Below are 16,947 nucleotides of genomic sequence, written 5' to 3' on the forward strand. Positions count from 1 at the left end.
TTAGACCTATATTGTAGCGTTTAAAAATGACTCTCGCACACCGAGCGAGCCTCGGTGAGAACCCGCTTGAGCTTCTCCCCGGTTATGCCGAAGCCAGGCATCTCTCCCTCCCTCTCCCCCAGAGTCTTACAGAGCACAATCCCCGCCTGCATGAGCCGCGTCTTGTCTGCCCCCGTAAGCGAAGTAAGGCAGGTCAGCGGGTGAGCTTGGGCCTCCTCGATGAGATCCTGCAGGTTGCCGTAGCGGGGATAGGTCCAGCTCACGAGCTTCAATCCCGAGCAGTTGGCATAGGTCACCGCCGCCTTGGTGAATTTGGTATTGGTGATGAGCCAACCCTCGTCGATGAGCCGCTCGCCCCGCTTAACGCGGAACTTGCGGATGTCTTCCACCCGCGCGTTCACATAAAGGGCTACCTTGAGGTCGCTCTTGAGGCCGAGCTGGTTATGGAACTTGATCTCCCCGATGATGTATTTGTTCGGCGTATGCGCGACAAGATCCACTTCATGCTCGACGCAGGAGCCGGAGAGCATCTGGCCCGTAGCTACAGTAAAACCACGAGAGCGGAAGATCTCCCCGATGTAATCCTCAAACGGGAACCCAGAGGGGCCGAGGGCGAGTACTGCGCGCTTAAGAGAGTATCGTGCGGCTACCGGCTTCTCGATAGTGCGCAAGAGCTCGAACGCCCGCTTATATATCTCATGCGTGCCAATACCCGAAGTGAGAGAGGTGCGCACTCCCTTCAGCACCTCGTTCACTACCTTTGGCTTGGCACCCGCGCGCTCCAGCGACTGGATGAGCTTGGAAGGATCGAAGGGCTCCTGATCCCCATTAGCCTTAGTGACAAGTATGGTTTTGGGCATATTCAGTCTATAGGAAGCGCTTCGAGGCTCGAGGTAGAAGCCGCCTCGGTGATGACAAGGGTGGATCGCTTGCCATCGAGAAACACTGAGACGCGGGCCTCAGGGCTCGCTTGGAAGGCCACCTTGAAGCGCTTGAGCGTCTGCCTCTGTTCACAGGAATCCCCGTCGGTAAGAACGGAGAGATTTATGGAAACCTGCTCGGGATATGATTCGCGGACGATCGACTCCGCATCTATGCGGTGACAGGTAGAGGGAACGTCGAGCTCTCCCACATAGATATGCGCGCCATGACGATACTGATGAAGTACGGGAATCTCGAAAAGCGGTTCGACCGCCTGGCGCGCTGCAGCCGGGAAGAGGAGACGGAGATCCTTGAAAGGGCCGCGCTCATACCCGAGCCATACGGAGCCGATGAGCATCGCAAGGAGTGAGAGGAGGAGTATCCGAATGATCATTAGCTTCCAGTATACCAGGAGGAAGCTAGAAACTAAGGAGTGGCGACTACTCCGCCTCCCAGACACTCAGAACCAGCGTAAAAGACCACCGACTGCCCGGGAGAGACGAGGAGAGGTGTGGAAAAGACGGCTTGCACCTTGCCCTTCTTAACTTCTATGCGGCACGGATGCCGCTCCCCATGGTAGCGGATCTCGGCTTCCACTACTGCGCCTGGTAACCCCTTGGGATTAACGCTCTGAACCCCTTCGAGAGGAATCCGTACACTACCCTTCATTGCTCCAGGCGTCGTAGAGACAGTGAGCGTATTCGCCTGAATATCCTTGCCGACCACGTAAAGCGGCTTCTGACCGGTCCCGGAGGCTTCCACGGAGAAACCGTGCCTCTCGCCCAGGGTATAGAGCGCTGCCCCATCGTGAGAGCCGATTGTCTTCCCCTTGGTATCGAGCACGGCTCCTCGCTCGGTCTTTAAATGACGTGCAAGGAAGTCTTTCATATCTACCATCCCGAGGAAGCAGATACCCTGGCTATCCTTCTTTTCTGCTGTGGGCAGCTTGAAGCTCTTGGCCTCGGCGCGTACGGCGCTCTTCTCCATGTACCCTATCGGAAAAAGGATCTGCGCGAGCTCCGCCTGTCCGAGCGCATAAAGGAAATAGGACTGATCCTTCTTCGGATCTGCCCCGCGATGGAGCTCATATACATTAGTCCGCTGGTTATATATCCGCTGTGCGTAGTGACCCGTCGCCACCAGATCCGCACCCTGCTCGCGCGCAAAGCGCAGGAACGCGCCGAACTTTATCTTCCGATTACACATCACATCGGGATTCGGCGTACGCCCCTTCGCGTATTCCGCGATCATATAATCGGCCACTTCACGCTTGTACTCCTCTTCCAGATCGAGCGTACGGAACGGGACATTGAGGAGAGCGCAGACTCGCATAGCATCCAATCGATCCTCCTTAGCCGTGCAGTACACGTAAGAAGGCTGCCAAGTCTTGATGAAGACGCCGGTGACGTCGTAGCCCTGCTCCTTGAGGAGCGCGAGTGCCACCGAGCTATCCACTCCGCCAGAGAGGCCGACGAATACCTTCTCCTTCCCGTTCTTTTCCTGCTGCATGCTTCCGACTTTACGTGCGCTATGCTGAATGGTCAATTTGTCTTGAGATACCGAGCTTTATTCTTGAGATGCTCCGCGTAGGTGCGGGCGTAGTAAAAGACGCCGTTTGTACCAGTCAGATAGTAGAGATACGGACTCGTGGTGGGCGTGAGCGCCGCTTGGAGCGCATCTATCCCCGGATTATTAATAGCCGTAGGCGGCAGCCCTTTGTTGATATACGTATTGTAAGGAGAATCCACAGCGAGATCCTCTCGCGTGAGATCGAAGCTCGTCTTGCCGATGATGTACGCGAACGCCGCATCCACCTGGAGCGGCATATCGATAGAGAGCCTCTTCCAGAGAACCCCGGCTACTTCCTGCCGATGACGCGTAGTACTGGCCTCCCCTTCAAGGAGCGAAGCCATGACCACAATCTGTTCGAACGGCTTCCCAAGAGCCGCAGCCTGAGTGCGCAGAGCGGCTGTGCGCTTGTCGAATTCAGCCCGCATCGCTTCCACTACGCGTGCCGCAGAAGTACCCGGGAGGAAGAAATACGTCTCAGGAAAAAGATACCCTTCTTGGCCTTTGGCCGCCTCTAGGAAACTCTCCGCGGAGCAGCCAATGAGGTTACGCTCACAGATCTGAGCCATCTCTTTGAGAGTGATCCCTTCAGGAAAAGTCAGCTTCACGGGAGCAAGACCGAAATCCCCGCGGACAAGACGGAGTGCGAGTGCATACGATCCCTGGGGCTGATCCAGAAGGTATGCCCCTGCACGGATGCCATCTCCTGCCGCACGCACCAAGAGAGTGAGGAGGCTTGAAGAGTAGACCGCATGCTGTTGTTCAAAAAGAAGCGCTGCGCCGCGCACGCTGGTGCCCTCAGGCACAGTGACGATGGCGCCCTTCGGGAATTCCTCTGGCGCCAAAGAGAGGAGGGCAAAAGAAGCATAGGCGGCTAGAGCGATAAGCGCTGCCGAAAGAGTCACCAGCACGAGGGGACGGTGAAAGAATGGAAGAAGCGGCATATGAAAAGACTAGCGAGGCAGGTTATCCGGCGCTTCCATCTTCTTGGCCATGGTGCGGGTGATGCCTGGGGTCGCAGCAACGGATCCTGGGAAGTGCCAGATGGTCGCAAGTTCCTCGGTAGAGAGCACATACGCTTTCTTTTTATAGGGAGGGTGGAACCAGGAACGCGTACGATACGCAGCGAGCTTCTTCTTACGCAGCTTATTAGCCCTAATCTGCTGGAAATCCTGCCAAGGGAAGTCGTTGAGGTTACTGTCCTCCTTGAAGGCGAAGGAATTCATATTACGGGTATAGAACGGCTTCATGATCTGCACGTAGCCGGAGATACGCCCGCCGTTGAAATTCTCCGGCTTGGCCATATATGCCATGCGCATGCCGAAGTCGAAGAGCGGCTTGGAGAGCTTGCGCTCGATAGCTGCAATGATCTCGCCCTCACCCTTCGTGGGAATACGAGGGAAGGTCGCGCCCTCCGGCTTGAAGGAATCGAGGAGCTTCTTGATGGTCTCTTTCCCTTCTGTGCCCATATCCGCATCAGACTGGCCGCCCATGTCTCCGAAGGGGAATTTGTCTTTGACGTGACCTTCCGCATGCACCTGGATGAGGAATTGCATCCAGACCTGCTCGCCCTTCCCGATCATGGAGATATATTCAAGCACTGTCGTGAGCGGATCTATCTTGAACTCCTCCTTGGGGTCCTTGTCGAGCTCGTAATCGACGTATGTCTTGATGGGATATGAATTCAACGGGTGCTTATGCTCGTCTTCCTTCTTCATCTTGAAATCACAGATCCACACGCTCATCTGGGTAGGGTCGAAGTACGGGAAAGCTTCGGTATAATCCGGCACCTCGGTTATCTCAATACCAGGATACTGGCTGTAAAGGGATGCTTCTACGACGTTTTTAAACTGAGCGCGTGTCCAGACATAGAAATGGATGTTGCCTTCGATCGAAGCGATTTCGAGTGAGAACCAAGGACGCACCTTGCCGTTCACGTAGCGATCCCACCAAGTGCTCTCTCCGCTGCCGTTATGGAAATGCGTAAGAGCGAGCTCCATGGCTCTCGGCGAACGCAGCACCTCCCTCGGTAGCTTGATCTCCAACAAAATGTATTTCTGGCTCTGGATGAAATCCCTACGCTTATAGGCGATCCACATACGCCAGAAGAAGAGTCCGAAGACCGGAGGTCCCCAGAACGGAATGAAGCGCACCACGTAACCGAGACCCTGGACAAAGGTCCCGTCGGAGAACGGCTGAAAGAAGAGGTCGTAAAAAAAATCGAGACCCATTATGGGCCGAATTATAACATGAGGGTAGAAAGCAGCGAATGCTGCTATACGAAAAAAGACGGGTTTCCCCGTCCTCAGCTATCTCCCCTCTGGCTTACGCAGAGAGCGCGTATTTCCCATCCTTCCCCTTCTTGAAGATGTTGGAGTTCTGGAGATTCACCAAGACGGTGTTCGGCTTCACATAGCGCTCCTTGAGGACCTTCTCGATGATCTGGTCCTTGGTCATCGGGCCGTATTTCTTGAGCACGTCACGGATGACATCCTTAACCACGCCGCTCGAATATCCCCACTCGGAGAGCGCGTAGAGACCGCGACCGACGAGTACGAAGCGGGGATCCTTGATGAGCTCATTGTGGCAGGTAGCCACATGCGCCTTGCGATCGAAGAGCTTCTGGATGGCCTTGGCGACCTCGGAGAAGTGCATCGGAGAGCCGTGGCGACGGATGGCGAGATACGCGAAATCACGCATACCCTTGGCACGGACATTGGAGGAAGCGGCTACGCCCCACTCGCCCAGAGGATTCTTGGCGATCTTCTTGGAAAGGGAGAGCCAGCGGCGTACGATCTCCTCGTCCTTGTAGTGTTCGGAAATATCTTTGACCGTATCGAGGAAGCTCGAAATCATCTCGGATTCCGGGATGAGAGAGTCATCCGGCATGTTCTGATAGAGCTTGCGGAGAGAGCCTTCCACCTGCTCAGCGATATCCGGGCTCACGTACCAGCGATGATGGAAATCAAGGTCTTCTTTCTTCTTCTTGAAAGAGTCGCCGAGCACGAGGAGGAAATGGAAATGATTCTGGGTGCTCTCGTCCTTAGAGAGGTGCTCGAGGAATTCAGCCTCCGGTACCACGCCGCCAAGGACGGTGATGGCCTTCTCGAGCTCCTCGAAGGCGGCCTTCTCCTTCTTGTAGTGCTCGGACTTGCGGATGGTGGTGAAGGCGTAGTTCTCGATCTGGCGCACGCGTTCCCGAGTGATCTTGTAGGTGCTGCCGATGGACTCCAAGGTCATGCGCTCGGGAGAGGTGCCGAGGCCGTAGCGGCTCACAATCACGTTGCGGGCACGCTCCGGAAGCGCCATGAGGAGGCGCTTGACGACTGCTTTGGGTTTGAAGGTGATAGTAGCCATATCAGGGGGTGGTGTGGTCTAATTTTTAGCATTTACTACAACACACGTCAAGTCCTGCGCATCAAATCACGAAATTGATGATCTTCCCGGGAACAAAGATGCGCTTTTTGATCACTACCCCCTTAAGCCACTTCTCCATCTCCGGCAGCTGCTCGGCCTCTCTGAGCGCTTCGGCCTCCTCTACCCCCATAGAAAGGAGGAGCGTCGCCCTCACTTTGCCGTTCACCTGCACAGCGATAGTAGATTCCGTCTGCACCAGCTTCTTCGGATCAGCTACCGGCCAGATTTCCTTGTGGATGGACTTCTTGCCTCCCATCTCCTGCCAGAGCTCCTCGGTGATATGCGGCGCAAAGGGCGCTAAGAGCTGCAAGAGGGTCTTGTATGCAGAGAGCGGTACGGCAGCTTCCTTCTCCAGAGCGTTCTGCAGCACCATCATCTGAGAGACCGCGGTATTGAAACGCATCGCCTCGATGTCTTTTCCTACCTTCTCGATACTCTGGTGGAGAAGTGTCTCCGTAGCGGAAGAGAGGGTTCCCTTCTTGGCGACCTTCTCCTTGAGGCGCCAGATGCGCTCCAGGAAGCGGTACATGCCCACCAGGCCGTCGTCATTCCAGGCGATCGCCTGATCGAAAGGTCCCATGAACATCTCATAGAGGCGCAGGCTGTCCGCGCCGAAACGCTCCACCACATCATCCGGGCTTATACCGTTCCCCTTGGACTTGGAGATCTTCTCGCCGTCCGCCGCCAAGATGAGGCCGTGCGAGGTACGCTTCATATATGGCTCTGCGGTCGGTACGAGCCCCTGATCAAAGAGGAATTTGTGCCAGAAGCGGGAGTACAGGAGATGGAGAGTGGTGTGCTCCATGCCGCCGTTGTACCAATCCACCGGCGTCCAGTGCTTGAGCATCTTCTCGCTCGCGAACGCCTTGCTGTTCTTAGGATCAGCATAGCGAAGGAAGTACCAGGAGGAACCGGCCCAGTTCGGCATCACGTCCGTCTCGCGGCGTGCCGGACCCTTACAGGTCGGGCACTTCACTTTGACCCACTTCTCAATGGTCGCAAGCGGCGACTCTCCGTTATCAGTAGGCTGGTAGTTCTTCACCTTGGGAAGCTCCACCGGAAGGTCCTTCTCAGGCACTCTCACCCAGCCGCACTTCTCACAGTTGATCATGGGGATAGGCTCGCCCCAGTAGCGCTGGCGGGAGAACACCCAATCACGGAGCTTGAAGGTGGTTTTCTTTCTTCCACCTACCTTCTTTACGATCTTGTCCTTGGCTTCCTCGCTCTCCATGCCGGAGAATTCTCCGGAATTCCCGAGGATGCCCGGGCCCGTATGAACGAAACCCCTATCACTCACCACAGAAGAGATGAATTCACCTTCGAACACCGTAAAGAAGCTCTTGAGTTCTTCTTCCTTCTTCCACACGACTTCATGTAGTGCCGCCTCGTTTTCTTCCACCGAAGCCCGTGCCTCATCCTTCAGTTCAAAAAATACGTAATGGAACCGTGCCCAACGATTCTGCTTCTTGATGCGGTGGTAGAACTGCGTCTGAACGACCCAGGAAGGCTCCTCCACAAGACGTAGGTTCATATACCCCGTCTCCTCAAGAACTTCGCGACGGGCAGCCTCTACCACGTCTTCTCCCTCTTCTAAGCCGCCAGTCACTAAGCCGTTCATAGCCACACCCTTCCAGCTGACACAGAGGTACGTATCGTTTTTGGGGTTACGCACCACTGCACAGATCGCCTCGCGTTTTACGAGAGGCAACTCAGGATGAATCTTGTCTTCTCCCTTACTACTAATGAAAAGTGGCTCGACGACACGCTTCACCGGCAGTTCAAACTTCTTAGCAAAAGCGAAGTCGCGCTCATCATGCGCAGGCACTGCCATGAGCGCACCTGAGCCGTACTGTGCGAGGACGAAATCAGCCACGAAAACCGGCAGCTCTTCCTGATTCGCCGGATTTATCGCTTTTACACCCACGAGCTCTACCCCGGTCTTCTCCTTGCCTTCCGCAGTACGCTCCATCTCACTCGCCTTCTTGGCTTTGACCACGTATTCCAGGACCTCCTTCTTGTTTGAGGCCTTCTCTGCGAATTGAGCGACAAGCGGATGCTCCGGCGCGAGCACTACAAAGGTAGCGCCGAAGAGCGTATCCGGACGGGTGGTGAAGACGGTCAGCTTCTCAGCGCTTCCCTTGATGCCGAAATCAATCTCCGCGCCCTCGCTCCTGCCGATCCAGTTCCTTTGCTGCAGCTTAATCTTCTCGAGGAAATCCACGGTATCGAGGTCCCTGTCGAGACGCTCCGCATACTTGGTGATGGCGAGCATCCACTGCTCCTTCTCGCGCTTCTCCGTCTCCGTGCCGCAACGCTCGCACTTGCCGTCGATGACTTCTTCGTTAGCAAGGCCAATCTTGCACTTCGGACACCAGTTGATGGATGCTTTGTTCTTGTACGCCAATCCCTTCTCGTGGAGCTTGAGGAAGATCCACTGGGTCCAGCGATAGTAGGCGGGATCGGTGGTGTTCACCTCGCGGGACCAGTCGAAGGAGAAGCCGATGGACTTCAGCTGACGCCGGAAGTTATTAATCGCCTTCTTGGTGATGATTGCCGGATGGATGCCGGTCTTGAGAGCATAGTTCTCTGCAGGAAGCCCAAAGGCGTCCCAGCCCATGGGATAGAGCACCTCGTAGCCTTCTGCGCGGCGCTTGCGAGCCACCACGTCCATGGCGGTGTTACTCCTGATATGGCCCACATGCATGCCCTCGCCGGAGGGGTACGGGAACTCGATGAGGAGATATGACTTCTTTGTACCCTTCTTCTCGGTAGCCTTGTTAGCCCCAGACTTCTCCCACACGGCCTGCCACTTCTTCTCGAGCTTCCGGTGGTCGTAGGCCTTCATAGTCCCTGGATAATACAAGAAAAAAGCAGCCTCGCAAAAGGCTGCTTTTTTCGTTCTCTAAAACAGAGAGGTCTAGTTACGCTTCATCGGAGGATAGAGCTGGGGATCGATGGTGCGGACGAAGCAGTAGCGTCCCTGCGTATACTCCCAATTATCATTCGCTCCCGACATGATCGGCTTCGCGTACGAAGGATTCACACCGCGGGGAGCGAGCTCAAAGTTCGCGCAGAGCTCGAACGCACGGGTGCCAGTGACTTTGTACTCGTAAGGAGTGCCGGTCTTGGGATCGTTCGGGATGTTGTAGTACGCGAGCGGATCATTCATCTGCGCCAGATCGAGCGGCAAGGCTTCTTTGGCCTGCCAGTAGGAGACGATCTGTCCCTGGATCTGCTGGAGATCGCTCAGGCGCTGCTCGTCATAGCGATACGAGCGCTGAGTCGCCGGAGTACCGATGACCATGAAGCCGGCGAGCACAGAGCCGAGGATGAAGAGCGCCACCAGAACGCGCCAGACATTTCGCTCCGTGGAACCGATCTTGTCGTGAAGCTCACGGTAGTAGTAGCCAAAGACGGTGCCCGCGACGACGAATACGGAGAGCGCCTTGAGGAGGAAGGCAGTAGTCAGGTCACGCCCGTCGAGGAAGTAGTAGATGATGGTGATGAGGTCACCTGCGGCGATGGCTCCCGCGAGGAAGAGCGTGAGGTAGACGAGCCATCGGCGCACATCAAGCTGCTTCTTAGCGGAATCCGCGGTATAGGTACGCTGGATCAGGACGGAGAGCAGTACGAACAGCGGGAAGAGCACGATGACAGAAGCCACCGGGAAGCTGATCGAAGGGTAGGTGTAGTACTGGTAGGCCACGAGGATGGGCGGATACGCCGCATCAATCACCCGGAAGAGGAGAGTGAGGAGCGCCCCGATCATCCCGTAGAGCACGACGATGCTCCCCAGGTGCAAGAAGAAGTCCGAGGCGGTTACTTTAGGTTTGGAGTCCATGAATAAAGGCTTATTGGGTAATAGCCTTAGTATATTCCTGCTTCACCCAAAGAGCTACGTAGGGATTAAATCTTAAACTCCACCACATCCCCATCCTTCACAATGTAATCCTTCCCCTCCGTACGCACCGCACCCTTCTCACGAGCTGCCGCATATGAACCCGCATCGAGCAACGTATCCCAGTGGATGATCTCCGCGCGGATGAACTTGTCTATAAAATCGGTATGAATGGCTCCACCCGCGTGTTTGGCATCTGTGCCGCGAAGCACTGTCCACGCACGCGTCTCCTCCTCCCCTGTGGTGAAGTAGGTAATAAGGTTGAGAATCTGATAGCTCTTGCGGATCAACTTGTCGATACCGTCCTCGTGTCCGAGTTCAGAGGCAAACTGCGCCTTCTCTTCGTCTGAGAAATCCTTAAGGTCTTCCTGTACCTTGGCGTCCATCAGCACATAGTCCGCTCCCAGGCTCTCTATATATTTCAAAAGCTCCGCATAGCGCTCATCCCCCATCTCATCCAGATTCTTCCCTCCCGCCTTCTTGTTGAGCGCATAGAGGATAGGCTTCACCGTGAGGAGGTTGAACGTCTTAGCGAGCGGCTTCTCTGCATCCGTAAGGCTAACGGTATTAGCGAGCTTCTCGGCTTCCAGCGCTTCCTGGAAGCGAGCAAGGAGCGCTTCTTTGATGACCGCTTCTTTGTCTCCCCGCTTGGCATCACGTGCCACAGAGTCCCGCTGCTTCCGCACGCTCTCGAGGTCGGCCAGGATGAGCTCGAGGTTAATCACCTCGATATCGTTCTTGGGGTGTATTTTCCCATCCACATGGATGATGTTGTCGTCCTCGAAGATGCGCACCACTTCGAGAATGGCATCTGTCTCCCTAATATTAGAGAGGAACTTGTTGCCGAGGCCCTCGCCCTCGGAAGCACCCTTCACGAGACCCGCGATATCTACGAACTCTACTGCTGCGGGGATGGTCTTCTTAGTTTTGGAAAAATCAGCGAGTTTATACAAACGATCGTCCGGCACAGCGACAACACCCACCGAAGGATCGATGGTACAGAAGGGGTAGTTGGCGGCCTCCACTGATTTCTTAGTGAGGCCGTTGAAAAGTGTGGACTTCCCCACGTTCGGGAGTCCGACGATGCCGATGGATAAGGCCATGAGAGCTACAAACTAGCACGAAGACCGTGAACACGCACACCCTGCACGTTCACGGTCTTGTTTCTGAGTCGGTCCAGAGGGTCAAAGAGAAATAAGACGCACCTCCTCATACGTAGAATGTGCGATTCCCTTGGCTTCCTCAACCTCATGCGGCGACATCTCCGAACTCGTCACCCACCTGTCGAGCGCTGTCTGGTTGTAGGCCCGACACCGCAGATCGCCCGAATCCTTACAGATCAGGACGGCCCGATAGAATTCTATGAAGATGGCTCTGCGCCTTTCCCAGCCTTCCCGGAAATTGTCGTTGCTCGACTTCATTCAGACCTCCCGCGGAAAGAATCCTGTCAGGAGAATCTCGAAAAACGAGACGGAAGTCAATAAAGTGCCAAGGCCCCTCTATTTATTTCGCCTTCGCCCCCAACTTATATATCCTCGCCCCCCACTTACCTACCTGTGAAGCCTTCATGTGCTCGATGCGGCCAATGGAGAGGACGCGTACAGGCCAGATACCGGCGAACCAGAGGATGCCGCGGCGGATTTCGTTTGAATAATCCCCGATCATGAGCCAGGTGAGGAGCGGCCAATTATTCATAGTGATGACCACGCGCGCAGTGCGCCCCGAGAGGAGCCTCTTCCACATCATCTTCTTGGGCAGGAACTTGAACGCAAATCCGGGGAGGAACATGCGATCAAAGAGCCCCTTGAGGAGCGCAGGCATCGTGCTCCACCAGTTGGGATAGAAGATGGCGATATGCTCGGCCCAACGGAAGTCCTCTTGAAGCTTCACGAGATCCGGCTCTAGCGCTTGGATGACCTTGTAGCCCTTGTGGAGGATGGGATCGAACTGGAGATCTCCGATATTCACGCGGCGAACCTCATGACCCGCGTCCCGCGCACCCGCCTCATACCTATCTGCGAAATACCCATTGACCGTCTCATTGTCCGGATGCCCGAGGAAAACAAGGATTTTCTTTGATTTCATGTGTTTCTACTTGAGCGCTTCAGCGAGTTCCTTCTGGAATTCCTGAGCTACCTCCATAGCAGCCGCCATCTGGTCCTTGCCACCTTTCACCTTCTCTTGGATCTTCTCGCCCATCTTTGCAAAAAGCTCCGGATTCTTCTCTATGGCAGCAAACATTTTCTCCTGCTGCTCTTCCGGCACATCCTTCATCTTGGACTTCAGGAGCTGCTTCATGAGGAAATTCTTGAACATACCATTCAGTCTACCACCTCCCGCAAAAGCTATGAATAGTCTGCGATAGGGCCGTATCTTAAACTTGACGGAGATCGTTTTTCCTGTTACCCTTCTTCCACTTATGTGGAACTTCATCAACATGCTGATACGGGAGGAGATCTGGTTTGAGCGTTTCGCACGCAAGCACGTCCTCGGAGCCCTCGCAGGAGCCATCCTGCTCGGTCTCGGCGCAGGGTATTTCCTCCGCGGAGGCCCAGAAGCAGAGGAAGTGGTAGCAGAGAGTCGCATACGCGAGGTTAAAGTCGCCTCTGTCGCGGAACTCTCCGGCACCGCTACCACCCTCCCCCTCGTAGGCACCGTCACTTCCGAGAGTGAAGCCTCTATCAGCGCACAGTCTTCCGGCGAAGTCCGCGCCATATACAAGAAGCTCGGTGATTTCGTGGCAGCAGGCAGCATCATCGCGGAGATCGAGAACAGCAGGGAGCGCGCCACCGTGCTCCAGGCCCAGGCAGGAGTCGAGAGTGCCAAGGCGGGTAAAGCCATCTCTGAGAGCGGCGCCTCCATCTCTGAAACGAGCAGCGAGAGCGCCAAACGCGCTCTCGAGGAAGCCCGTGTCGCTGCAGTGAACTCCCTTCGTAGCGCCTACGATGCTGCAGATGACTCCGTGCGCTCCAAGCTCGACCTCATGTTCAGCAACGCCCGCACCCAGAATCCCCAGTTCAATATCACCGTGAGCGACAGCCAGCTCCCCATCGACATCAACTTCAAGCGCCTCAATATCACCGATATTCTGGCGCGCGAAACCGCCCGCAAGGCTTCTCTCTCCGTTACCAGCGATCTTGCTAAAGAGATCAGCCTCGCAGAAGCGGACCTCCGCTATATCAAAGATTTCAATGACGATGTCATCCTGGCCCTCAACCAAGGCATCGCTTCCCAGTCCGTAAGTCAGGCTACGATAGATAGCTTCAGGACTTCCGCCGCAGCTACGCGTTCTACTCTGAACGCCGCTATCTCTTCCCTCTCCTCTGTGCGCGACAATCTCAGCATCAAGGCCTCCCAGCTCGAAGTATCCTCCCAGCAGACCGGCTCCTCAGGCTCTTCCGTCTCGAGCTCAGAGGCAGTCATCAAGCAGGCCGAGGCCACGCTTCGTCTCGCACAGGTCTCCCTTGAGAAATCCTTCATCCGCGCGCCGATCAGCGGCACCCTGAACAGCTTCTCGCTGAAGCGCGGTGATTTCGTCTCGCTCTCCCAGCCGGTGGCAGTCATCTCCAACAACAACGCACTCGAGGTGGTGAGCTATATCACTGAAGAGGATGCCGCCTACGTAGCCGTCGGAAGCAAGGCGACCATAGGGGAATCAGTCGCGGGCGTGGTCACCCGCATCGCTCCCGCTCTTGATCCCAAGACCCGCAAGATCGAGGTGCGCATCGGCATCACCGGCTCTTCGAGCCTCATCAACGGCCAGACCGTGAGCCTCTCCCTCATCCGCGCGCCTAAGACAAGAAATGTCTCCCAGAACGCCCCTCTCACCGTACCTATCTCCGCCCTCAAGATAACCCCAGCGGGTTCCTTCGTGTTCACTATAGGCGCGGAAGGAAAGCTCGTCGCGCACCAGGTCAAAGAAGGACTCCTCCTCGGCGACCGCGTAGCCATCTCGGAAGGACTCACCTCCGACATGCATATCGTGACCGACGCCCGCGGCCTCAAGGAAGGGATGAGCGTGACCGTTAAAGCTGAATAATCCATGCTATCCCTCTGGAAATTCTTCCTGGAGAAGCGCCAGTTCAGCATCCTCCTCATCGGAGCGCTGATCATCGCCGGCACTTTCTCACTCTTCGCCATCCCTAAGGAGTCCTCTCCTGAGGTGGAGATTCCCATTGGTATTGTGACCACCGTGCTCCCGGGGGCTTCGAGCTCAGATGTGGAGAAGCTCATCACCGACAAGATGGAAGAGGAACTCGCGAACCTCGAGAACATCGATACGCTCACCTCTACCTCCCGCGAAGGGCTCTCCGTCGTCTCGGTGCAGTTCCTGGCAAGCGCCAACCTTGATAAGTCCATCCAGGACCTCAAGGATGCGGTAGACAAGGTAAAGAACGAACTCCCCAGCGAAGCTACCGATCCGCAGGTGCTACGCATCAACTTCGCAGATGAGCCGGTACTCATCATCTCAGTCTCAAGCGACGTCCCACCCGCCGCCTTCACTGCGCTCTCCGAGGATCTCAAGGCGGAACTCCGCGCAGTGAAGGGCGTCTCTAAGGTAGAGATCTCGGGCGTGCAGGCACGCGAAGTGCAGGTCATAGTACGGAGCGAAGCACTCTCCCGTTACGGATTGCGCCTCACCGACGTAATCGGAGCCCTCCAGGCCAGCAATAGCTCTCTCCCCATCGGCTCCATCACTCAGGACGGTATCGAGTACGCCATCAAGTTCCGCGGGGAGATCGAAGCACCTTCTGAGATCGGCAACATCGCTGTCCCGACACAGAACGGCATCGTGTATATCCGCGACATCGCCGCGGTATCGGATGGCTTGAAGCGGGCCACTTCCCTCTCTCGCACCTCCGTCGAGGGCGCCCCCTCCGAACAGGCTCTCTCTCTTTACGTATTCAAAAAGTCTGGCGACAACGTCACTGAAGTAGCCCAGTCCGTCAAAGACAGGCTCGAGGCTCTCAAGAGCGGTCTTCTGCTCGGCTCAAACGTAGTCATCTCCTTCGACCGCGGAGAGTTGGTGATGAAGGACCTTTTGGAACTCACCCAGGTGGGCTTCGAGACCGTGGCCCTCGTGATGATCCTCCTCTTCCTGACCATCGGCTGGCGCGAAGCACTCGTTGCCGGCCTCTCCATCCCCCTCTCCCTCCTCATCGCCTTCATCGGCCTCCACACTTCCGGCAACACCATTAACTTCGTCAGCCTCTTCTCTCTCATCCTCGCCGTGGGCATCCTGGTGGACTCCGGCATCGTGGTCACCGAAGCCATCCAGGCGCGCATCGCACGCTTCGGCACGCCCATGGCTGCAGCTCATGCCGCAATCGAGGAATATGCCTGGCCGCTCATTGCCGGCACCATGACTACGGTAGCCGTATTCGCGCCCCTCTTCTTCATCTCCGGCATCACCGGCAAGTTCATCGCCAGCATCCCCTTCACCATCATCTTCGTACTCATTGCCTCGATCATCGTAGCGCTCGGCATGGTGCCACTCATCGCCGTCCTCTTCACCAAGCAGAGTAAGAATAGTTTCGAGATGAAGCAGGAGATATATACGGAGCACGCCAAAGAATGGTACCGTCGCAAGCTCCGCGCTTTCCTAGAGAACCGCCGTCAGCAGAAGATCTTCCTCTGGACCCTCATGGGTAGCTTTGTCATCGCCCTCCTCCTCCCGGTAAGCGGGCTTCTCAAGGTGACCTTCTTCCCCGGAGGCGATTCCGATTTCATATATATCGACCTGGAAAAGCCACAGGGCACGACACTGCGCGAGACTGATCTTGCCGTACGTGCCGTGGAGGAATACCTCTACGAGGATCCGCGCATCGAGAGCTTCGTTACTACCATCGGCGAGAGCTCCCGCTTCAGCGAATCTTCAAGCCAGAACCCTAAGCTCGCCAACATCACCGTCAATCTCCACAAGGAGCGCGATTACACCAGCACCGAGCTCCTCAGCGACCTTAAGAAGGAACTCTCTGCGGTACAGTCACTCGACATCCGTATCGTAGAGCCTTCTAACGGCCCGCCCACCGGCGCACCTATTCTCATAAAATTCACGGGAGACGATTTGGGCGAACTCGAATCCGTCGTGGATCGTGCAGAGCGCCTCCTCACGGAAGTCCCTGGCACGAGCGACATTCAGACCAGCATGAAGGATGACGGCACGCAGTTCACCCTGACCATAGACAAGGCCAAGGCGGCGCAGGTAGGCCTCACCCCGGCTGCAGTCGGGAGCACGCTCCGCGCAGCCATCAACGGCACCACCGCGACCGTGCTCAAGCGCCAGGACAAGGACATCGACGTAGTCGTGAAGCTCGACCTCAATCCCCGCTACCGCACCGCAGAAGAGACTACGGAGACGACAGTGGACAGCATCCGGCAGATTCCCATCGCTACCCCCTCCGGCACCGTTCTCCTCGGCTCCGTGCTCACCATCACCCCGGAGCGTGCGAATGCTGTGATCCAGCACGAAGATCGCAAGCGTATCGGCTCAGTCTCCGCCTTCCTCGCGCCGGGCGGCAACGCCCGTGACGTAAAGGCAGCCTTCGAAGCCCGCCTCAGCGAGCTCGAGCTTCCCACGAGCGTCACCTACTCCTTCGGCGGCGAGAACGAAGAGGTGGACAATTCCTTCCGCGACATGTTCCTCGCCCTCATCGCAGGTCTCGTGCTCATGCTCTCCATCCTGGTGCTCGAATTCAATTCCTTCCGCTACACCCTCTACCTCCTCTCCATCGTGCCGCTCTCACTCGTAGGCGTGCTCGGAGGACTCGCCCTCACCGGCCAGACCCTCTCCTTCCCCTCCATGCTCGGAGTGATCGCACTTGCCGGCGTCATCATCAACCACGGCATCATCCTGCTCGACTCCATGATTCACCTCTTGAAGCGCGATGCGAATGCAAATCCCATGGACGTAGTCGTGGAATCCGCCTCCGTGCGCCTCCGCCCTATATTCCTCACCACCATCACCACAGTCATCGGCATGGTGCCGCTCACTTTCGCCTCTTCTCTCTGGGGCCCGCTGGCGTTTGCCATTATGTTCGGTCTGACCTTCGCTACCATCCTCACCCTCATCTTCATTCCGTTGATGTTCTATCGCCACCTCAGCAAAACACAAAAAACTATTTAAAAGGTAGAGCGTGTGC

At 56.2% G+C, this 16,947-nt stretch carries 13 protein-coding genes; 2 read left to right on the forward strand and 11 right to left on the reverse strand.

Annotated features, from left to right (window positions below; translation table 11 throughout):
- Positions 1–20: 20 nt before the first annotated feature.
- The 11 genes from K8Q93_03295 to K8Q93_03345 all read right to left on the reverse strand — a co-directional run bounded on the left by K8Q93_03295 (position 21) and on the right by K8Q93_03345 (position 12,121).
- Positions 21–860, reverse strand: a complete 840-nt coding sequence (locus K8Q93_03295; protein ID MCE9644239.1) for a restriction endonuclease — start codon at positions 858–860, stop codon at positions 21–23.
- A gap of 2 nt (positions 861–862) precedes the next feature.
- Positions 863–1,315, reverse strand: coding sequence for a hypothetical protein (locus K8Q93_03300; protein ID MCE9644240.1), 453 nt, complete (start codon positions 1,313–1,315; stop codon positions 863–865).
- Positions 1,316–1,347: 32 nt separating this feature from the next.
- Positions 1,348–2,430, reverse strand: a complete 1,083-nt coding sequence (mnmA, locus tag K8Q93_03305; GenBank protein MCE9644241.1) for a tRNA 2-thiouridine(34) synthase MnmA — start codon at positions 2,428–2,430, stop codon at positions 1,348–1,350.
- Between the two features lie 32 nt (positions 2,431–2,462).
- Complete coding sequence (mltG, locus tag K8Q93_03310) at positions 2,463–3,434, reverse strand: endolytic transglycosylase MltG (protein MCE9644242.1); 972 nt, start codon at positions 3,432–3,434, stop codon at positions 2,463–2,465.
- 9 nt (positions 3,435–3,443) lie between these two features.
- Entirely contained in the window at positions 3,444–4,721 is a 1,278-nt protein-coding gene (locus K8Q93_03315; protein ID MCE9644243.1) for a hypothetical protein, read from the reverse strand.
- A gap of 94 nt (positions 4,722–4,815) precedes the next feature.
- Positions 4,816–5,847: a hypothetical protein gene (locus tag K8Q93_03320; GenBank protein ID MCE9644244.1), complete on the reverse strand. Its 1,032-nt coding sequence runs from the start codon at positions 5,845–5,847 to the stop codon at positions 4,816–4,818.
- Positions 5,848–5,908: 61 nt separating this feature from the next.
- Complete coding sequence (locus K8Q93_03325; protein ID MCE9644245.1) at positions 5,909–8,752, reverse strand: class I tRNA ligase family protein; 2,844 nt, start codon at positions 8,750–8,752, stop codon at positions 5,909–5,911.
- Between the two features lie 72 nt (positions 8,753–8,824).
- Entirely contained in the window at positions 8,825–9,748 is a 924-nt protein-coding gene (locus K8Q93_03330; GenBank protein MCE9644246.1) for a DUF5671 domain-containing protein, read from the reverse strand.
- Between the two features lie 65 nt (positions 9,749–9,813).
- Positions 9,814–10,908: a redox-regulated ATPase YchF gene (gene ychF / locus K8Q93_03335; GenBank protein MCE9644247.1), complete on the reverse strand. Its 1,095-nt coding sequence runs from the start codon at positions 10,906–10,908 to the stop codon at positions 9,814–9,816.
- Between the two features lie 400 nt (positions 10,909–11,308).
- On the reverse strand, positions 11,309–11,890 hold the full coding sequence (locus tag K8Q93_03340; protein ID MCE9644248.1) for an NAD(P)H-dependent oxidoreductase: 582 nt from the start codon (positions 11,888–11,890) through the stop codon (positions 11,309–11,311).
- Positions 11,891–11,896: 6 nt separating this feature from the next.
- Entirely contained in the window at positions 11,897–12,121 is a 225-nt protein-coding gene (locus tag K8Q93_03345) for a hypothetical protein (protein ID MCE9644249.1), read from the reverse strand.
- 103 nt (positions 12,122–12,224) lie between these two features.
- On the opposite strand from K8Q93_03345, the gene K8Q93_03350 reads away from it, so the two are divergent.
- Positions 12,225–13,844 carry an efflux RND transporter periplasmic adaptor subunit gene (locus tag K8Q93_03350; GenBank protein MCE9644250.1) on the forward strand — a complete coding sequence of 540 codons (1,620 nt, stop codon included), beginning with the start codon at positions 12,225–12,227 and terminating at the stop codon, positions 13,842–13,844.
- A 3-nt stretch (positions 13,845–13,847) separates the two neighbouring features.
- Complete coding sequence (locus tag K8Q93_03355) at positions 13,848–16,931, forward strand: efflux RND transporter permease subunit (protein MCE9644251.1); 3,084 nt, start codon at positions 13,848–13,850, stop codon at positions 16,929–16,931.
- Positions 16,932–16,947 lie beyond the last annotated feature (16 nt).

The sequence above is a fragment of the Candidatus Parcubacteria bacterium genome (assembly GCA_021414235.1).
Taxonomy (GTDB): Bacteria; Patescibacteriota; Minisyncoccia; order Phycocordibacterales; family JAKFXT01; genus JAIOOV01.